At 69.5% G+C, this 17,476-nt stretch carries 17 protein-coding genes; 11 read left to right on the plus strand and 6 right to left on the minus strand.

Annotated elements, in window-relative coordinates:
• From VNR19_RS06400 to VNR19_RS06415, 4 genes are all read left to right on the plus strand, one after another.
• On the plus strand, positions 1 to 321 hold a 321-nt coding region (locus VNR19_RS06400; protein WP_414684125.1), incomplete at its 5' end, for an LGFP repeat-containing protein.
• Between the two features lie 68 nt (positions 322 to 389).
• On the plus strand, positions 390 to 1,292 hold the full coding sequence (locus VNR19_RS06405) for an ABC transporter permease (protein ID WP_325725024.1): 903 nt from the start codon (positions 390 to 392) through the stop codon (positions 1,290 to 1,292).
• Positions 1,289 to 2,032 carry an ABC transporter ATP-binding protein gene (locus tag VNR19_RS06410; protein WP_325725026.1) on the plus strand — a complete coding sequence of 248 codons (744 nt, stop codon included), beginning with the start codon at positions 1,289 to 1,291 and terminating at the stop codon, positions 2,030 to 2,032. Before VNR19_RS06405 ends, VNR19_RS06410 begins: the two co-directional genes overlap by 4 nt.
• Positions 2,029 to 4,008, plus strand: a complete 1,980-nt coding sequence (locus tag VNR19_RS06415; RefSeq protein WP_325725028.1) for a DUF6541 family protein — start codon at positions 2,029 to 2,031, stop codon at positions 4,006 to 4,008. Before VNR19_RS06410 ends, VNR19_RS06415 begins: the two co-directional genes overlap by 4 nt.
• Here the strand turns inward: VNR19_RS06415 and VNR19_RS06420 are convergent, their stop codons facing one another.
• On the minus strand, positions 4,009 to 4,377 hold the full coding sequence (locus VNR19_RS06420; protein ID WP_325725030.1) for a DUF2304 domain-containing protein: 369 nt from the start codon (positions 4,375 to 4,377) through the stop codon (positions 4,009 to 4,011).
• A 4-nt stretch (positions 4,378 to 4,381) separates the two neighbouring features.
• Entirely contained in the window at positions 4,382 to 5,086 is a 705-nt protein-coding gene (locus VNR19_RS06425) for a glycosyltransferase family 2 protein (RefSeq protein ID WP_325725033.1), read from the minus strand.
• Positions 5,087 to 5,160: 74 nt separating this feature from the next.
• Between VNR19_RS06425 and VNR19_RS06430 the strand changes: the two genes are divergently transcribed.
• Genes VNR19_RS06430 through VNR19_RS06455 form a run of 6 tightly spaced genes read left to right on the plus strand, consistent with a single transcriptional unit; the run spans position 5,161 to position 12,091 of the window.
• Complete coding sequence (locus VNR19_RS06430; protein WP_325725035.1) at positions 5,161 to 6,333, plus strand: glycosyltransferase family 4 protein; 1,173 nt, start codon at positions 5,161 to 5,163, stop codon at positions 6,331 to 6,333.
• Positions 6,334 to 6,385: 52 nt separating this feature from the next.
• On the plus strand, positions 6,386 to 6,997 hold the full coding sequence (locus VNR19_RS06435; protein ID WP_325725037.1) for an N-acetyltransferase: 612 nt from the start codon (positions 6,386 to 6,388) through the stop codon (positions 6,995 to 6,997).
• The gene (locus tag VNR19_RS06440) at positions 6,994 to 8,091 is read left to right on the plus strand and encodes a DegT/DnrJ/EryC1/StrS family aminotransferase (protein WP_325725039.1); all 1,098 of its coding nucleotides are present in this window, start codon (positions 6,994 to 6,996) and stop codon (positions 8,089 to 8,091) included. Before VNR19_RS06435 ends, VNR19_RS06440 begins: the two co-directional genes overlap by 4 nt.
• Positions 8,091 to 9,080 carry a Gfo/Idh/MocA family oxidoreductase gene (locus VNR19_RS06445; protein WP_325725041.1) on the plus strand — a complete coding sequence of 330 codons (990 nt, stop codon included), beginning with the start codon at positions 8,091 to 8,093 and terminating at the stop codon, positions 9,078 to 9,080. The genes VNR19_RS06440 and VNR19_RS06445 overlap by 1 nt, the downstream gene beginning before the upstream one ends.
• 18 nt (positions 9,081 to 9,098) lie before the next feature.
• Positions 9,099 to 10,304 (plus strand): glycosyltransferase, encoded by a 1,206-nt coding sequence (locus VNR19_RS06450; protein ID WP_325725043.1) that lies wholly within the window; start codon positions 9,099 to 9,101, stop codon positions 10,302 to 10,304.
• Entirely contained in the window at positions 10,301 to 12,091 is a 1,791-nt protein-coding gene (locus VNR19_RS06455) for an ABC transporter ATP-binding protein (protein ID WP_325725045.1), read from the plus strand. Before VNR19_RS06450 ends, VNR19_RS06455 begins: the two co-directional genes overlap by 4 nt.
• A gap of 18 nt (positions 12,092 to 12,109) precedes the next feature.
• Here the strand turns inward: VNR19_RS06455 and VNR19_RS06460 are convergent, their stop codons facing one another.
• From VNR19_RS06460 to VNR19_RS06470, 3 genes are read right to left on the minus strand one after another with little or no spacing between them, the layout of a single operon-like run.
• Positions 12,110 to 13,228, minus strand: coding sequence for a TDP-N-acetylfucosamine:lipid II N-acetylfucosaminyltransferase family protein (locus VNR19_RS06460; protein ID WP_325725047.1), 1,119 nt, complete (start codon positions 13,226 to 13,228; stop codon positions 12,110 to 12,112).
• The gene (locus VNR19_RS06465) at positions 13,225 to 13,890 is read right to left on the minus strand and encodes an acetyltransferase (protein WP_325725049.1); all 666 of its coding nucleotides are present in this window, start codon (positions 13,888 to 13,890) and stop codon (positions 13,225 to 13,227) included. Before VNR19_RS06465 ends, VNR19_RS06460 begins: the two co-directional genes overlap by 4 nt.
• Positions 13,887 to 15,023, minus strand: coding sequence for a DegT/DnrJ/EryC1/StrS family aminotransferase (locus VNR19_RS06470; protein WP_325725051.1), 1,137 nt, complete (start codon positions 15,021 to 15,023; stop codon positions 13,887 to 13,889). Before VNR19_RS06470 ends, VNR19_RS06465 begins: the two co-directional genes overlap by 4 nt.
• 68 nt (positions 15,024 to 15,091) lie before the next feature.
• On the opposite strand from VNR19_RS06470, the gene VNR19_RS06475 reads away from it, so the two are divergent.
• Positions 15,092 to 16,219, plus strand: a complete 1,128-nt coding sequence (locus VNR19_RS06475) for a glycosyltransferase family 2 protein (RefSeq protein ID WP_325725053.1) — start codon at positions 15,092 to 15,094, stop codon at positions 16,217 to 16,219.
• Here VNR19_RS06475 and VNR19_RS06480 read toward each other — a convergent pair.
• Complete coding sequence (locus VNR19_RS06480; RefSeq protein ID WP_325725055.1) at positions 16,205 to 17,350, minus strand: glycosyltransferase family protein; 1,146 nt, start codon at positions 17,348 to 17,350, stop codon at positions 16,205 to 16,207. The two genes, VNR19_RS06475 and VNR19_RS06480, sit on opposite strands and share 15 nt — an antisense overlap.
• Between the last annotated feature and the right edge of the window lie 126 nt (positions 17,351 to 17,476).

Raw genomic sequence — 17,476 nt, forward strand, 5'->3', positions numbered from 1 at the left:
TCGGCGGGCCCGTATCGGGCGAACTATCTGGCTGCGGGCGGCCCGTCCGGGCCGTGGGGATGGCCGACGGGGGCTGCCGCGTGTCGTCTCGCGGGGGGCGGGTGCACGATGTCGTTCCAGGCGGGTGTGGTCGCGTGGTCGACGGCGACGGGTTCCGTGCTGATCCCGCAGATCCTGGCGACCGAGTGGACCCGACGCGGTGCGACCGACAGCGCCCTCGGCTACCCGACCGCTCCGGCGACAGTTTCGGGCACCGTGACCACCCAGCGCTTCCAGAACGGAACTCTCGCCTACGACGCTTCGACGAAGACGTACTCCTGACTCTCTCGGGAACGGGACCCTAGAATGGGTGAGTTTGCATTCCCGATACCCGACATGAGGCAGCATTCGTGACGGTCGACCCCGACATCTTCGCGCGCGTTCCACGCTCCGAGTTCGACACTCCAGGGCGCAGCGGCGGTCTTCTCGACGTCTTCCGGTGGCACTATCTCCTGCGGCTTCTCGTGCGCACCGGCGTCACGACGCGATACCGCAACTCGGTGCTCGGGTGGACGTGGTCGTACGTGCGTCCGGCTGCGCAGTTCCTCGTCTTCTGGGTCGTGTTGGGGCTCTTCCTGAACCTCGAGCGCGGCATCTCGAACTACGCGATCTACCTCTTCTCGGGGATCGTGGTCATCAACCTCTTCTCCGAGGCGTACAAGAATGCGACGACTTCGATCGTCGGAAACGCCGCGCTCGTCCGAAAGGTCTACCTGCCGCGGCAGCTGTTCGCCGTATCCGCCGTCTTCGTGGCGTTCGTCCATTTCCTGCCGCAGGTCGCGCTGCTGCTGATCGTGTGCCTCTTCCTGGGGTGGATCATGCACATCTCGATCCTCTCCATCCTCGCGATCGTCGCCGCGATCGCACTCATCATGCTGTTCGCGCTGGGGCTCGGACTGCTCTTCGGCGCGGTCAACGTGCGCTACCGAGATGCGGAGAACATCGTCGAGCTTCTGCTCCTGCTCGCGACGTGGGCGTCGCCGGTCCTCTACTCGTGGACGATGGTGCAGGATGCGATCGACATGATGGGGTGGCCGCGTTGGCTGCTCGAGCTGTATCTGCTGAACCCCATCACCCAGGCCGTCGAGCTCTTCCACTACGCCTTCTGGTACCCCGTGACGCAGACGAGCCTTGCGCTTCCGCCGGCGCTCGCACTCAACACGCTGTGGACCTTCCTCATCGCGGTCGCGACTCTTTTGTTCGGCCAGGCGGTGTTCCGCCGTCTCGAAGGAAGGTTCGCTCAGGACCTATGACCGAAAAGACCTTGACTCCGCTTCGCCCGTCGATCGTCGTCGACGGCGTCCACAAGCGATTCACCCTCAACCACGCCTTCTCCCTCAAAGACACCGTCGTCGCGTGGGTGCGCGGGCGGTCGACCTCCAGCAGCTTCGAGGCGCTCAAGGGTCTGGACCTCGTGATCGACGAAGGCGAGTCGGTCGCCGTCCTCGGCCTCAACGGCTCGGGCAAGTCGACGCTTCTGAAGCTCATCTCCGGCGTGATGCAGCCGGACGAGGGGCGGGTGCTGACCCGAGGCCGGGTCGCAGGGCTCATCGAGGTAGGCGCAGGATTCCACCCCGAGCTCTCCGGGCGCGAGAACGTCTTCCTCAACGCGGCCATCCTCGGGATGAGCCGCAAGGAGATCGAGGCGCGCTACGACGAGATCGTGGCGTTCAGCGAGATCGAGGAGTTCATCGACCAGGAGGTCAAGCACTACTCGTCCGGCATGTTCATGCGCCTGGCCTTTTCGGTGGCGATCCACGTCGAGCTGGACATCCTGCTCGTGGACGAGATCCTGTCGGTCGGCGATGCGCCCTTCCGCGAGAAGTGCCGACAGAAGTTCGCGGAGCTCATCGAGGCGAAGAAGACGCTCGTGGTCGTGAGCCACGACATGGAGATGGTGCGCGAACTCTGCACCCGTGGCGTCGTGATCAACAAGGGCGAGATGATCTACGACGGTCCGGTCGAAGGGGCCATCGCACTGGTGGAGTCGTGATCGTCGACTGGCTCACGGCCTGGCCGACCGTTCTCGCCGCGGTCGCCGTCCTCTTCCTCCCGGGCCTCGCGATCGGGTTCGTCCTCCGCCTGCGCGGGCTCGCGCTGTGGGCGCTCGCGCCCGCGGCCGGCGTCGTGGTGCTCTCCGTGCTTGCGATCGCGCTCGGCGCGGTGAGCATCGCCTGGTCACCGCTGAGCGTCGGCGTCGGCTGCGTGGTGGTCGTCGCCCTCGCATTCGCGCTGGGGCTTCTCTTCCGGTCGGTCCACCTCCCTCCGGCAGTCGTGTCGCGCGGCTGGCTGCTGCCGACGGCCCTCGTCGCCGGAGCGATCCTCGGAGCGATCCGCGTCGTCCTCTACATCGGCGAGCCGGACGCGATCTCGCAGACGAATGACGCGGTATTCCATCTGAACGCCTTGCGCTGGATCGCCGAGAGCGGCTCCGCCTCGTCCTTCCACCTGTCGCAGGTGACCGGTTCCCGCCTCTTCTACCCGGCGGCGTGGCATGCCGTCGCCTCACTCACCGCGATGCTGTCCGGAGCGGCGATTCCCGTCGCGGTCAACGCCGTCTCCCTCGTCACGGCGGTCGTCGTGTGGCCGCTCGCGGTCGCGTGGCTCACTCGGGAGGCGTCGAAGTCGGCGGCGGCCGCGGCCGCCGCGGCCGTGCTGTCATCGGCTCTCATCGCGTTCCCGATGCTGATGCTGGAGTGGGGCGTGCTGTATCCCAATCTGCTCAGCGTCGCGCTGCTTCCTTCCGCCGCGGGCATCGTGGTCGCCGCGCCCCGCTGGATATCGGCGGGCAGCGGCTCACGCCAGTCCGTGCGCGCCGCGATCCTGGCGGCGATGCTGCTGCTCGGCGCGCTGGGCGCCGTCGCCCTCGCCCAGCCGGCGACGCTCCTCGCCTGGCTCATCCTGGCGGTCACGTTCTTCAGTTGGTGGGCTCTGCCGTGGGCGATGCGTCATCCCGCCAGGCGGCGGGTGGCGATCGCATCGGTCGCGGGGGTGTGGCTCGTCTCGATCGCGGTGTGGTACCTCCTCAGCCGGCAGACGACGGGTTCCCACTGGCCACCCTTCGAAGGCAAGCTCGCCGTGCTGGCGGACGTCCTGCTCAACGGGCATGTCATGCTGCCGTTCGCGGTCGGGGTGAGCGTCTTCACGGTCGTCGGGCTCGTCCGTGCCGTCGTCGAGCCGAGCCTGCGGTGGCTTGCGACGAGCTGGCTCATCCTGAGCGGTCTCTACATCGTGACGGCGTCGATCGGCCAGCCCCTCGTTCGTCGCTGGCTCGTCGGGGCGTGGTACGCCGATCCGTACCGCATGGCGGCGCTCGTGCCGGTCGTCGTCATCCCCCTCGCCGCGATCGGACTCGTCTGGACGATCGGATGGCTCTCCCGGCGTCTCCGGCGCGAAGCGACGCCGGTCGCCGGCCGCGATGTCGCACCCGCCGAGACCATGCTCACGGGCTGGCTGAGCGCCGGTGTCGCCGTGGTCATGGTGATCATCGGACTCGTCATCTCGCCCGTTGTGATGATGCCGCGTGTCATAGAGCATGAGTGGGATGACGCGTCGCGCTACGCGAGCGGCCCCGACAGCTGGCTCTCGCCCGAGGAGCGGTCGATCCTCGAGGAACTGAGCGACCTGGTTCCCGCCGACGCCCGCGTCATCGCGAACCCGTCGACGGGGAGCGGATTCGGCTACATGCTCAGCGGCCGCGATGTGTACCCGCGCACCTGGGCTCATCCGCGCACGCCCGAGTGGCGGCTCATCTCCGCCTCGCTCCGAGACGCGGGCACCGACCCCGCTGTGTGCGACGCCCTCGAGGCGTACGGCTCGCCCGAGTTCGTGCTCGATTTCGGCGAGGGCGAGGCGACGCCCGGCCGGTTCGTCCTTCCCGGGATGACCGACTTCGACGGACAGCCCGGATTCGAGCTCATCGCGCGGGAGGGCGATGCCTCGCTGTGGCGCTTGACGGCGTGCCGCTGATCAGCGCTCGTCCGGAACGCCCGAGGCCGATTCGGCGTCCTCTCGTTGCGCCGCATCGAGCAGGGCGACCTTGCGGGCGAGGAGCGTGATCTGGCGCTGCGTCGCGAGATTGCGCCTGTGCTGCGTGTAGAGCGATGCGAGGAAGGCGATCACGAGACCGTAGAGCAGCAGGTCGGTGCCGCGCCCCACGCCCACCAGGTTCGCGAACCACGAGAGCCATTGCGGGAAGAGGATCGACAGGATCGCCGCGAGGATGAACAGGCCCGACAGCATCCGGCGGATCGCGAGGTGGCTGTCGGCTCCCGTGCGTCGCATGAGAAGGGCGCCGATGACCACGACGCCTGCGATCAGGAGCAGTTGGATCCACATGAGATCACCTCACGATCAGGTCGACGAGGATGTTGACCGAGTTGAGGACGCTCTGGCCCTTCGCCTTCGAGTAGTCCGTGTACAGCAGCTCGACGGGGTGCTCGCGCCACGGGAGCCGGGTGCGACCCAGCTGCAGCACGATCTCGGTCGCGTGCGCCATGCGATCCTGCCGCAGGTCGATCCGCTGGGCGGCGTCGCGACGCAGGACGCGCAGGCCGTTGTGCGCGTCCGACAGCTTGAGCCCGGTCGACATGTTGGTGACCCAGACGGCGGTCTTGAGGATGATCTTCTTGAGCAGCCCGGGCTGGGTGCGGTCGTCGAGGAACCGTGAACCGAAGATGATGGCCGCATCGTGTGTGCGCGCGTCGTCGACCATGGCGACGGCGTCCTCGACGCGGTGCTGACCGTCGGCGTCGAACGTCACGATGTAGGCACACTCCGCGTGGGAGAGCGCGAACTCGAAGCCTGTCTGCAGGGCCGCACCCTGGCCGAGGTTCACGGGATGCCGGACGACCATCGCGCCGGCCCGCTCCGCGAGCGCCGCCGAGTCGTCCGACGACCCGTCGTCGACGCAGACGACGTGGACGAACGACTGCTTGAGCGCCGCGATCACCTCGGGGATGACGGATGCCTCGTTGAACAGCGGGATGACCACCCACGCCGTCGGGTCGGGCGCCTGCGGAGCGCCCGACGAGGGGGATGAGAGCATTGCTCCATTCTGACAGAGCGATCCTGAAGGGCGGATGCGGGCGCCGACGGGCCGTCGCCTAAGATCGTGTCGTCATGCGCACAATTCTCGTCACGCGGATCTTCGCTCCCGAGCCGTCCGCGGCGAGTCAGCGCCTACAGGCCCTCGTCGACGAGCTCGCGGCCCGCGGCGACGTCACCGTGCTCACCTCGGCACCCCCTCGCGCGCTGCGCGCGACAGCTGAGCCGGGTTCGGCGTACCGCGTGCGTCGCTTCCCTGTGCTCCGGGACCGGTCGGGGTACGTCCGCGGCTACGTGCAGTACATGAGCTTCGACGTCCCTGCGTTCTTCCGTGTGCTCTTCGCCCGCCGCGCGGACGTCCTCGTCGTCGAGCCGCCTCCCACGACCGGCGCCGTCGTCCGCTTCGCGAGCGCGATCAGGCGGATGCCGTACGTCTACTACGCGGCGGACATCTGGTCGCTCGCATCCGGTTCGACCGGCGCGCCCGCATTCGTGCTTCGCGCCGTGCGCGCCCTCGAGAGGTTCGCCCTGCGCGGCGCGTCCGCGGTCATCGCCGTGTCGGACGGCGTCGCCGAAGAGGTCCGCCGGCTCGCGCCGAGCGCGGCCGTCACCGTTGTCGGCCACGGCGTGGACGAGAGGGTGTTCCACGCGGGCGTGCGCGCGGACGAGCCCGAACTCGATGCCGTGTACGTGGGCACTGCGAGCGAGTGGCACGGCGCGGGCGTCTTCGTCGATGCGCTGCGGCGGCTCGCGGGCCGCGGCATCCGTCCTCGCGTCGCGTTCATCGGCCAGGGCGGTGAGTGGGAAGCGCTCCGCGAGTCCGTTCGCGACGCGGGGCTGGAATCCAGCGTGTCGTTCTCGGGCCCCGTCGACGCGGACAGCGCCGCGTCACGACTGCGCGGAGCGCGTGTGGCGCTGGCCTCCGTGCGACCGGAGATCGGATACGACTTCGCCGTTCCGACCAAGATGTACTCGGCGATCGCGGTGGGGACCCCGGTGCTGCTCTCCGCCCCCGAGCCGCTGCGCGATCTCGTCAACCGCGAAGGCCTCGGGTGGGGCTGCGCGCCGGACGCGGACGAGGTCGCGGATGCGCTGGCAGGCGCCGTGGCGGAGTCGCCGTCGCCGCAGCGACGGGCCGCGATCGCGGCCTGGGCGACCGCCCACATCGGGGCGGGCGCGGTCGCGCGCCGCGCGGCGGACGTGGTCGCCGAGGGCGCACGCTCAGGCAGGCGCCCGACCACCAGATAGAATCGTGACGCACCGGGGGCCTCCGTCTGCCCCGTGCATGGAGACCAACAACGTGACCCGAGATACCCCCGCGCGCATCGTCGACTCCGCTGATGTCTCGCCCGACGCCGTCATCGGCGACGGGTCGTCCATCTGGCACCTCGCACAGGTCCGAGAGGGGGCGACGCTCGGCCGGGGGTGCGTCGTCGGCCGCGGCGCCTACATCGGCACGGGCGTGAAGATGGGCGACAACTGCAAAGTGCAGAACTACGCGCTGGTCTACGAGCCGGCGTCGCTCGAGGACGGCGTCTTCATCGGACCGGCCGTCGTCCTCACCAACGACACGTACCCGCGGGCGATCAACCCCGACGGCTCGCTGAAATCCGCGCACGACTGGAAGCCGGTCGGCGTGACGATTCGTCGTGGCGCCTCGATCGGGGCGCGCGCGACGTGCGTCGCACCGGTCACGATCGGCGCGTGGGCGACGGTCGCCGCCGGTGCCGTCGTCGTGAAGGACGTCCCCGACTTCGCCCTCGTGGCGGGTGTGCCGGCCCGCCGGATCGCGTGGGTGGGCAAGGCCGGCGTGCCGCTCGCGCGCGAGACCCCGGATGGGCCCTGGGTCTGCCCCGTGACCGGAGAACGTTACGTCGAGTCCGACGGCAGACTTTCAGAGGAGAGCGCGTGACCGAGTTCATTCCCCCCGCAAGGCCGATCATCGGCGACGAGGAGCGAGAAGCCGTCGATCGCGTTCTGCGCAGCGGCATGGTCGCTCAGGGGCCCGAGGTCGCCGCCTTCGAGCGCGAGTTCTCCGAGCACTTCGTGCAGGGGCGCCCCGTCGTCGCCGTGAACTCGGGCACCGCCGGTCTGCACCTGGGACTGCTCGCGGCGGGCGTCGGCCCGGGCGACGAGGTGATCGTTCCGTCGTTCACGTTCGCGGCGACCGGAAACTCGGTCGCGCTGACCGGCGCTACCCCCGTGTTCGCCGACATCGAGCCCGAGACGTTCACGCTGGACCCCGCGTCGGTCGAGGCCTCGATCACGTCGAGGACGAAGGGCATCATGCCCGTGCACCTCTACGGCCACCCGGCCCGGATGCGGGAACTCGAGGCGATCGCCGCGAAGCACGGCGTCGCGCTGTACGAAGATGCGGCGCAGGCCCACGGTGCCGCGCTCGACGGCCGCCCCGTGGGGACGTTCGGCACGTTCGCGATGTTCTCGCTCTACCCGACGAAGAACATGACCAGCGGTGAGGGCGGCATGATCGCGGCCGCCGACGACCAGGTCGCACGCCTTGCACGTCTGCTGCGCAACCAGGGCATGGAGCGGCAGTACGAGAACGAGGTGGTGGGCTTCAACGCCCGCATGACCGACATCCACGCGGCGATCGGGCGGGTGCAGCTCACGAAGGTCGACGCCTGGACGCGCACGCGCCAGGAGAACGCCGCCTTCCTCGACGCCAACCTCCGTGGAGTGACGGTGCCTCCCGTGGCGGATGGCGCCGTGCACGTGTACCACCAGTACACGATCCGCGTCGCGGACGACCGCGACGGCTTCGTCCGGGCCCTCAAGGAGGAGCACGGAGTAGGGAGCGGCGTCTACTACCCGATCCCGAATCACCGGCTTCCCTCGCTCGCGCCGTTCGCTCCGCGCCTCGACCTTCCCGAGACGGAGCGCGCAGCGCGCGAGGTCGTGTCGCTTCCGGTGCATCCGTCGCTCTCGCAGGCCGACCTCGAGCGGATCGTGACCGCCGTCAACGCGGTGGCGGGGGCGGGCGCCTGATGGCCGCCACTCTCCGCGCGGGCCTGCTGGGCGTCGGCATGATGGGCCGCCATCACGCCCGAGTGCTTCGCGAGCTCGACGGCGTCGAACTCGTCGCGATCGCCGACCCCGGGGGCGACCCCCACGGCGTGGCCGGCGACCTCGAGATCCTGCCCGACATCGATGCGCTCATCGACGTGGGAATCGACGTCGCGGTCGTGGCGGTGCCGACCCGCTACCACGAGGACGCGGCGCTCAAACTCGCCGAAGCAGGCGTGCACACGCTGGTCGAGAAGCCGATCGCGCACACGATCGAAGCCGGCCAGCGCATGGTCGACGCGTTCGCCGAGAAGGGACTCGTCGGCGCTGTCGGGCACATCGAGCGATTCAACCCCGCGCTCCAGGAGCTGCGGCGGCGCCTCGCGGCGGGCGAGCTCGGCGCGGTGTACCAGATCCAGACGCGGCGGCAGGGACCCTTCCCGTCGCGCATCTCGGATGTGGGCGTGGCCAAGGACCTCGCGTCGCACGACATCGACCTGACGGCATGGGTCGCCCAGAGCGACTACACGGCCGTGTTCGCGCAGACCACCTTCAAGAGCGGTCGCGACCACGAGGACATGATCGCCATCACCGGCCGGCTGGAGTCGGGCGTGATCGTGAATCACCTCGTCAACTGGCTGAGCCCCATGAAGGAGCGGGTCACGGTCGTCACGGGTGAGAAGGGCGCGTTCGTCGCCGACACCGCGACGGGGGACCTGACCTTCCACGCCAACGGGACGATACCGCTCGAGTGGGAGTCGGTGTCGGTCTTCCGTGGCGTCTCCGAAGGCGATGTGACGCGCTTCGCCTTCCCGAAGCGCGAGCCGCTGCGTGTCGAGCACGAGGCGTTCCGCGACGCCGTCCTCGGGCTGCCGAGCGACGTCGTGACGATGGAACAGGGTCTGCGTACCCTCGTCGTCGTCGAGGCCGCACTGGACTCGGCGCGCTCGGTGGGCGCGCTCTCGGTCTGAGCGGGGAGCCGCACGGGCATGAACGCGAACACCGCAGAGCGCAGAGCGATCGTCTTCTCCTTCTCGGACATCGCCAACGACCCGCGCGTGCGACGCCAGGTCGATTGGCTGACGGGGGCCGGGTGGGTCGTGGACACGGTCGGCACGGGGACGGCGCCGGTGCCGAAAGTGCGGGACGCTTTCACGCTGCATCCGCCGTCGCGGGTGAGCGTGAGCAAGGCCGGCCTCCTGCTCATGCACCTGCTCACGAGCCGTCGCCGCCGGTTCCGCACCCAGATCTCGGATCGCATCCCCCAGGAGGCGCTCACGCGCTTCCGGTCGGGCCATTACAACCTCGTGGTCCTCAACGAGACCGAGTTCACCCCGATCCTGTCCGACTCCCGCGACTTCACCGCCGAGGCGAAGCGCGCGCAGGTCCACGTCGATCTGCACGAGTACCACAATCCGCGGATGCGCCGCCAGACACTCGGCGGGAGGATCACGGCCCCGTACTACCGCTGGGTGCGCAACCACATCGCACACCCCGACATCACGAGCCGGTCCGTTGTCAACGACCCGATCGGGCGGCTGTACGTCGACGAGTTCGGGCTGCCCCCGCTGACGCCCGTGCACAATGCCCCGCCGCATTTCGGCCTTGTGCCCACGCCCGTGGACTCGGACGCGATCCGCCTCGTCCATCACGGCCTGGCGGCGCGGCAGCGCGGAATCGCCGAGATGCTCGAGGCGATGCGGGTGCTCCCGGAGCGCTTCACGCTGACGCTCATGCTCACGGGCAATCCCGCGCTGATCTCAGAGCTCGAGGATCTGATCGATGTGCACCCGGCTCGGGACCGGATTCAGCTCGTGCCTCCCGTGCCGATGAACGAGATCGTTCCTCGTATCCACCAGTTCGATCTGGAAGTCATCTTCTTCCCGCCGATCGGCACCAACCTGGCGCTCGCCCTCCCGAACAAGCTCTTCGAGGCGGTGCAAGCCGGCCTCGGAGTCGTCGTGGGGGAGAGCCCCGCGATGATGGACATCGTCCGCGATCACGGATTCGGAATCGTCGCGCCGGGATTCGGGTGGTCCGACCTCGCTGCGTCCATCGCCGACCTGACCGCCGACGACGTCGCGCGGCTCAAGGCGGCAGCGCATGAAGCGGCGCCCCTGCTCAACGCCGAAGTCGAAGGCCGCGCGTTCCTCGACGCCGTCGAAGCGGGCGTTCGGTCCCGGGGTGGCGCGTGAACAGCAATTGGCGGCTCTACCGAGAGATTCTCGGCGTGCTCCCGCAGGGCGCGCGCCGATTCCTCGTCGTCTACGCGACGCTCCAGGGTCTGCTCGCGATCCTCGACGGCGCCGCTCTCGCGCTCCTCGCCGTCGTGCTCTCACCGCTTGTGAGCGGAGAGCCCGTCACGATCCCCGTCTTCGGCACGATCGAGGGCGCGGGGATCCTTCTGCCGCTCGTCGTCGTGTGCGCGCTCATCGTCATCAAGGGCGTCCTGGCGCTCACGCTCTACTGGGTCGCGACGCGCCGGTTCGCGACCTACGAGCTCGACCTCGGAAGCCAGGTGTTCGCCGGGTTCGTCAACTCGCCCTGGACGGAGAGGCTTACCCGCAACTCCGCGGACCTCGTTCGGATCACGGACTCCAGTGTGTCGACGACCATCTCCGGATTCGTCCTTCCGGGCGCGTCCCTCATCGGCGAGGCGCTGAACTTCCTCACCCTTCTCGTCGTCCTCGCGGTGGCGCAGCCGTTGATCGGCGGCATCACACTCGTGTACCTCGGGCTCATCGCGATGTTCCTCAATCTGCTGATCTCGCGCCGCGCGCGGCAGGCCGGGCTCGTCGCCCTGCGATACTCGCTGCGCTCGTCACGGCTCATCACGGAGATGATCGGCGCGCTGAAGGAGGTGACGCTCCGCGGGAAGACCGAGGAGGTCGCGGAAGTCGTCCGCAGCAACCGGCGACACTCGACCCGTGCGCGCGCGAACGCCCAGTTCCTCGGCCAGGTGCCGCGCTACACGCTTGAGACGGCGATCATCGGCGGCATCGTCCTGGTCGGCCTCGTCGGCTATCTCACGGGCGGAATCGGCGGTGCGACCGCCGCTGTCGCGCTGTTCGGCCTCGCCGGCTTCCGCATGGCCCCGTCCGTCGTGCGCTTCCAGGCCGTCCTGAACCAGCTCAATGTCAGCGCGCCGCACGCCCAGGCCGTCCTCGATGAGGTCCGCCGCTCGCAGCGAGCGGTCGTCCACCTGGCGGCGCGCGAGCAGACGCCGCTGCCGGAGCATCCGAAGAGCATCGTCTTCGACCGGGTGAGCTTCCAGTACGGCCCCGAGGCGGAACCAGCCGTGCACGATGTCGACATCGTGATCCCCTTCGGTTCGACCGTCGCGTTCGTCGGCGCATCCGGATCGGGCAAGTCGACCCTCGTCGATCTCCTGCTCGGACTCATCGAGCCGACGAGTGGTGCCGTCAGGATCGATGACACTCCCCTCACCGAGCTCACCGCGGCCTGGCGCGCGCGCGTCGCGTACGTGCCGCAGGAGGTGGCGCTGTTCGACGCGACTGTCGCGCACAACGTCGCGCTGACGTGGGGTCCGGACTTCGACCCCGATCGGGTGCGCGAGGCGCTGCGGCGAGCGCACCTGCTGGAGACGATCGAGTCGCGCCCTGGGGGCATCGGCGCGCGCGTGGGGGAGCGGGGGCTCGCCCTCTCGGGCGGTCAGCGCCAGCGCCTCGGGATCGCGCGCGCTCTCTACGCCGATCCACTCGTGCTCGTCATGGACGAGGCGACGAGCGCCCTCGACACCGCGACCGAGGCGGCGGTCACCGATTCCATCGCAGCTCTGCGCGGTTCGACGACGACGGTCACCGTCGCCCACCGCCTCACGACGATCAAGGAGGCGGATCGGATCTTCTTCATGTCGGCCGGTCGCGTCCTCGCCCAGGGCACGTTCGACGAGCTCGTGGCGAACGTGCCGGAGTTCGCCGTGCAGGCGACGCTCGCAGGCCTCGCCGACGTCGAGGAGTGACGCCGGGCATCGCTACCCTCACGCGGACGTGATCAGCTCCCGCACGTTCGCGACGACGCGCTGTCTCCCCCAGAACCCTTCGATCATGGCGCGATTGCGCCGCTGTTCGTCCTCCGTCGGCCGGCCGCCCGGCACGCCTTCCGATGGGAGAGTCTGAAGCGTCCTGATCGAAACTCCCTCCCGGGCGAAGAAGCGGGCGAGGGGGCTGTGTTCGTGCAACACGACGTGCGAGCCGCCGAGGAGGGCCTGGATCACGTTCCCGAGTCCCTGCTGGCGTCGGTGGCCCATGACCACCACCGAGCAGCCGTCGACGAGGCGCGCGTATTCGTCGGGCGGGAGGAAGTCGCGCAGCGGCAGGAAGTCGGAACCCAGCAGTTCCCTGCCGCGCCGAGCGACGACATCGGCGTATGCGGGGTCGCCGTAGCTGAGAGGCGTCACGACACGTCGGCCGTTGACGCCTGCCTCGGCGAGGAGCGCGAGCGTCTCGACGTGATTGTTCGTCGGATCCGCGGAGTTGCCGAGCAGGATGCCGTCGCCGCTGGGCGTGCGAAGAGCCATCGATTCGACGTCGACGCTCGCGTAGTTCAGCTGCGCGTAGCGCCCGCGGAAGCCGCGGAAGCGCCGTCGGAAGACGTCGAAGTCGTCGGGGATCGGTGCGGCGAAGACATCGGCGGCACGCGCGGCGGATGCGAGCACGGGCGCCTGACGCACGCGCCGGTACACGTCGCGAGCGTGGCCCGCCGGGCGTCGACGGGCGCGCAGGTATCGCGCCGTCTCGGGGCCGAGCAGACCTCTGACGCCTCGCAGGGTCGATCCGTAGTAGTCGCCGCCCCACCCGCTCCAGACCTTGAGGACGCCTTTCGGTGCCTCGGCGAGCACGCGTCCGGCGAACGCCCCCACGCTGTGGAACACCGCGATCCGACCCATCTCCACGGCCGCAGACGCCTTCGCGCGGGCGGCAGCGTCGACGCCGATCGCCTCGACGCGGGCGTCGGTGGGAAGAGCATGGCGTGCGAGGTCCCCCCTCAGTCCGTACACGAGGAAGGTGTTCCGCCCGGGCGCGGCCTCCTCGAAGAGCTCCACGGTGAACGGCAGGAAGGGCGAATCAGGGAACAGGTGCGTGATCGAGACGCTCATCGATCACCGCCGCGATGGAGAGGGCGGGCGGGCACCCCGGCGACGACAACGCCATCGGCGACGTCGTCGATCACGGCCGCACCCGCGCCGACGGTCGCGCCGACGCCGATGACGATCGGCTGCGCGGCCGTGCCGTTGATGACGCTTGAACCCACCCCGAGCATCGCCGCACGGCGCACCACGACGTGGCCGGCGATGTGGACACCGGGCGAGAGCGTCGCATAGTCCTCGATGCGGACGTCGTGCGAGAGAGTGCATCCGATGTTCACGACCGCGTGCTCACCGACGAGCACATTGTCGGTGAGCACGACCCCCGCGCACACGACGCTGCCGGCGCCGATCCGGACGGTCGGTGCCAGAACGGCGCTCGGGTGAACGAGGGTCACGGGGGAGAGACCGGTCTGGTGCATCCGGTCCGCTGCGCGCATGCGCAGCCCGGCGTCGCCGACCGCGGTGATGAATCCGTCATCCGGTGTGGGCTCGATCGTGTCGAGGAGCCGAACGTCCGCGCCGTTGATCGGCGACGTGAGGTGGCGGGCTGCATCGACGACATGCAGGATCTCGACGCCCGGGAACACCGAACGCGCGAGCCAGGCGATCTCGCGGCCGTGACCCCCGGCCCCGAAGATGTAGAGGCGTCGAGGCATCGCGTTCTCGATCATGCTCCGACGACCGACTCCCTCACGATGGACATGACACGGCGGATCGAGTCCTCGTCCACGTTCATGCCGGTCGGGAGCACCACGACGCGATCGGCGACGCGCTCGGTCTCCGGCAGTCGCTCGGACGCACGCGGGTCGAGCGTGCGGTACGGTTCCATGCGGTGGCATCCGGGCCAGAAGTAGCGGCGCGCAAGCACGTTGTTCTCGCGCAATCGGCCGATGATCTCGTCGCGCCCGACGGCGCACGACTCGTCGACCATGAGCACGACGTACTGGTAGTTGCTGCGCTCGTCGTCCGCGATCGGCAACACCGTCACGCCGGGGATGTCCTCACTCTCGCGCGTGTAGAGCGCGTGGTTGCGCCGGTTGACCCGGATGATGTCGTCGACGACTTCGAGGTTCGCGATGCCCATAGCCGCCGAGATCTCGCTCATCTTGCCGTTGGTCCCGTCCGAGACGACGGTGTCCTCGGCGACGAACCCGAAGTTGCGCATGAGCCGGGCACGCCGCGCGACCTCGTCGTCGTCGGTCGTGATCGCTCCGCCCTCGATCGAGTTGAAGAACTTCGTGGCGTGGAAGCTGAAGATCTCGGCGTCGCCGAACGAGCCGACCATGCGGCCCCCTGAAGAGACCCCGAACGCGTGAGCGGCGTCGAACATCAGCGCGAGGTCGTGCTCGCGGGCCACCGATTCGAGCTCCAGGACCGGCGCCGGTCGTCCCCACAGATGGACCCCGATGATGCCCGTCGTCGCCGGCGTGATGGCGCGACGGACGGCGGCGGGATCGAGGGCGTGAGTCGTCGGGTCGATGTCGGCGAACACGGGGACGAGCCCCAGCCAGCGCAGGGCGTGGGCGGTTGCGACGAACGTGTACGAGGGGACGATCACCTCACCCGACATGCCCAGCGCGCGGATGCCGATCTCGAGTGCGACCGTTCCGTTGACGACCGCGACGCAGTGCTTGACTCCGAGATACAGCGCAATGCGTGCTTCAAGGTCGCGTACGAGGGGCCCGTCGTTCGTCAACCAGCGGCGATCGAGCGCCTGCGCCGTGAGTTCGAGGAAGCGATCGCGGTTGCCGATATTGGGCTGTCCGACATGAAGGGGGCTCCCGAACGGGGCGGCGGAACTCACCCGCCAATTCAAACACAGCGCACACCCGGCTTTTCGACCCGTCGGGCCGCGCAACTAGACTCCACGCGATGAACGACACCCCGCGTCCGACCGCCTCTTCGCCGCGCGTCGAGGTCGTCGTCGCCGTCCACTCCGAGACCCGCCCGGTCGAGCGGGCCGTGGCGTCCGCGCTCGCGACGCGGGCTCCGGTGCGCGTGACCGTCGTGGCCCACAATCTCGATCCGGCCGCGGTGCGCCGCCGGCTGGGCGATCTCCAGGACGACCACCGTGTGCGCATCGTCGAACTGGCGGACGGCATCGGCTCGCCGGCGGGCCCGTTCAACCGGGGCATCGAACTCGCGACGGGCGAGTTCGTGAGCATTATCGGCTCGGACGACTCGTTCGCACCGGGCGCGATCGACGCGTGGCTGCGCGTCGCCGACGAAGGCGGTGCCGATGTCGTCATCGCGCCGATCCGGCGCACGTCGGGCGGTTGGGGCACGATGCCGCGCGTTCGTCCGGGGCGGGTCCACCACCTCGACGGCGACCGGGACAGGCTGTTCGAGCGGGCTGCTCCGCTCGGCCTCTTCCGCCGCTCGACGTTCGGGGCGCTGCGGTTCACGGCTGGGCTTCCGCGGGGGGAGGACCAGCCCTTCGGACTTCACCTGTGGTTCTCGGGCGCGTCTGTCTCCTTCGATCCCGCGGCGCCGGCCTACGTCGAACATGGAGACCAGGCCGATCGCATCACGCACGAGCCGCGGCCTCTCCGAGACGATCTGATGTTCGTCGATGCGATCGAGGCGGACGCCGCGCTCTCCGCTCTGCCACTCGCGTCGCGCCGGGCGATCGCGGCGCGGCTCGCTCGCGCACAGCTCGTCGGCGGCATCGCCGCCCGCGCGACGGAGGCGGGCATCGGCGAGGCGGATCGAGAGGTCGCCGCGAAGACCGTGCGGCGCCTGGAGCGCTGGGCTCCGGGGTTCCGGAAGATCCTGGCGAATCGGGACGCGCGCGTGCTCAGGATCTGCCTGGATCCCGCTGCCGACCCGGCCGCGCTGCTCGCGGCCCTCGCGAATCGCGGCAGCTTCCGCTCGCCGGCCGCACTCGTTCCTTCGAGCCTGCTGAGGCTCCTGCACCGTCATGCGCCGGTGCGTTCGCTCATCGCCGCACGGCTCGTCACACGGCGACTGGCGCGCGCCGAGGCCTCACGGGCCGGCTGAGGCGAGGGCGTCGACAGCCGACTCCCACACCGGCAACTGCGGCTCGGCCGCGAGGGCAGGGGCGGCGGCATCCGCGGCATTCTTCCACTGGGCGACCGTGGCGGCATCGAGACGGTCGAGCACATCGCGGATCGACGCCTCGTCGAAGCCGTCGGCGACGGCGCCGATCCCGTGCTCGCGCACGAGAGACGCCATACCCGGGGTGGGGCCGACGATCACGCCGAGGCGCGCCTGGACGAAGTCGAAGAACTTGTTCGGCAGGGCGACCGCCTGATTGGTGATGTGCGACGACATGACGTGGATCCCGACATCGTGCGCGCTCAGCGTCTCGACGAGCTCGGGCTGAGGGACCGGGGGGAGGAGGGTGACGCGCCCGCCGGTCGATGCGGCGAGGGCGCGCAGCTCGTCGAGGTAGGCGGGATCGTTCTCGGTGAGGTGGATCGTGAGCCGCAGGTCGGCGGACGAAGAGGCGACCGCTCGGATCGTCTCTTCGAGGCGCCGCTCGCGCAACGCCGCGCCGGCGTGCACGAGGCGGAGCGGGGTGTGGACCGGCGAGGGCTCGCGCGATTCGAACCGCGGGGCGTTCGTGACGACCCTGGGCTCGAACTCGAATCGCTTCAGGTAGGCCTCGGCGACGCCGGGTCCGACGGTGGTGACCGACGCCACACGCGGGGCGTGTTCGCGCACGAGCCAGTCGTAGTACGGCTGCCGCAGGCGCACCCAGGCGGCGTTGTCGTCGTGGAGCCCCGGATAGAACTCGTGCAGGTCCGCGTGGATGCGTGACGGTGCGGCGATTTCCAGAGCGAGCGGCACGGTCTCGATGTCGTTCGCGAGCACCTTGTCGACGACGAGCCCCCGCAGGCGGCGCCGTGCGGATCGAACCATCGGGTCGGTGCGGTACATGAGCCGGTGCGCTCGCAGTCGCATGAGGACTGCTTCCGCATAGCGGCGCATCCGACGGCGGAGGCCGCCCGGCGGCGGGAGGAGCTCGATGTGGCGTGCGGCGCCCGGGACGGCGGGTCCGAACCCGGCGGTGACCACCTCGTATCGGTCGGAGAAGAGGGCGATCTGACGCCGCAGCCGCGCGTCCAGCTCGAGGCGGGAGAACGACACGATCAGAAGCGACTGCACGGATCTCCTCACCTTGCTCACGGCCGAACCGGCAACGGACATCTCATCCTAGACAGGCGCGGATGCCGTGCCCGGAGGCGGCGGGCCGGGACCCGTCCACGCGAACATCTAGACTGGAACCTCGCG

This window comes from Microbacterium sp., from assembly GCF_035556355.1.
Lineage (GTDB): Bacteria > Actinomycetota > Actinomycetes > Actinomycetales > Microbacteriaceae > Microbacterium.